This is a genomic window from Neoroseomonas rubea, assembly GCF_016106015.1.
Taxonomy (GTDB): Bacteria; Pseudomonadota; Alphaproteobacteria; order Acetobacterales; family Acetobacteraceae; genus Neoroseomonas; species Neoroseomonas rubea.
In genome coordinates, this window is the sequence record NZ_JACADQ010000606.1 from 1 (window position 1) to 1,234 (window position 1,234).

Consider the following 1,234-nt stretch of genomic DNA (forward strand, 5'->3'; position numbering starts at 1 on the left):
TGGGCGCGCCGGGGCCGGGCGTGCGCCCGGGCACGCCGATGAACCGCGGCGGGCCGGTGGACCGCGCCGGCCGCCGCTGACGCCGGGGGGCTGGCCCGAGGGGCCCTCCTCCGCTACCCCTGCGCCGCTCTTTCACACGCCGAAGGTTCCCCCCGCGCATGCCGCCTGTTTCCGCACGCCTTTCCCCCGCCATGCAGGTCGTCACGCAGGCCGTGCGCAAGGCCGGCCGCCGCCTGCTGCGCGACTTCGGAGAGGTCGAGAACCTCCAGGTCAGCGTGAAGGGCCCGTCGGACTTCGTCTCCACCGCCGACCTGCGCGCCGAGCAGACGCTGAAGGAGGAGCTGTCCAAGGCCCGCCCCGGCTTCGCCTTCCTGATGGAGGAATCCGGCGCCTCGGGCGACGAATCCTGGGAATGGCGCTGGGTGGTCGACCCGCTGGACGGCACCACCAACTTCCTGCACGGCATCCCGCATTGGGCGATCTCGGTCGGCATCGAGAAGCGGATCGACGCCGACCGCACCGAGATCATGGCCGGCGTGGTCTACAACCCGGCCTCCGACGACCTGTTCTGGGCGGAAAAGGGCGTGGGCGCCTTCCTCAACGACCGGCGGCTGCGCGTCTCCGGCCGGCGGGAGATGAAGGACGCGGTCTTCGCCACCGGCATCCCCTTCGCGGGCGTGCCCCGCAAGGCGGAATTCTCCTCCATCCTCCATCGCATCATGCCGCAGGTCGCCGGGGTCCGGCGCTTCGGCGCGGCGGCGCTCGACCTCGCCTGGGTCGCGGCCGGGCGCTACGACGGCTTCTGGGAACTCGGCCTCAACAAGTGGGACATCGCCGCGGGGCTGATCATGGTGAAGGAAGCCGGCGGCTTCGCGACCGACACCGATGGCGGCGACCCCTATGCCAGCGGCCATGTCGTCGCCGGCAACCCCATCCTGCAGCCCAAGCTGCGGGAAGTGGTGGCCGAGGGAATCGCCGCGGTGAAGGCGCGCCCGGCGGGATGACGAGAGGCGCGACATCTTCGGATCGGCCGGAAGGCCGCCACGCCGCGGGCGTGCGGTCCGCGCGACGCGCCCGAACGGGCGCGGCCCGCGTCACGCCCGAGGCGTGCGCCTCGCACGACGCATCCGTGGGCGGACCATGACGCGCCGTCGCGCCACGCTCGCCCTGCTCCTCGCCCCCCTTGCCGCGCGGGCGCAGGATGCGCCGGCCGAATTGCCCGAACCGGCGCCCG

General features: G+C 73.3%; 1 protein-coding gene. It reads left to right on the forward strand.

The features are described from left to right. Positions 1 to 158: 158 nt before the first annotated feature. Positions 159 to 1,004, forward strand: coding sequence for an inositol monophosphatase family protein (locus HW577_RS25255; protein WP_232475239.1), 846 nt, complete (start codon positions 159 to 161; stop codon positions 1,002 to 1,004). Positions 1,005 to 1,234 lie beyond the last annotated feature (230 nt).

Bases quoted from the DNA above. Each gene is read 5' to 3' on its own strand.
- HW577_RS25255 (WP_232475239.1), top strand. From the start codon at position 159: ATGCCGCCTGTTTCCGCACGCCTTTCCCCCGCCATGCAGGTCGTCACG.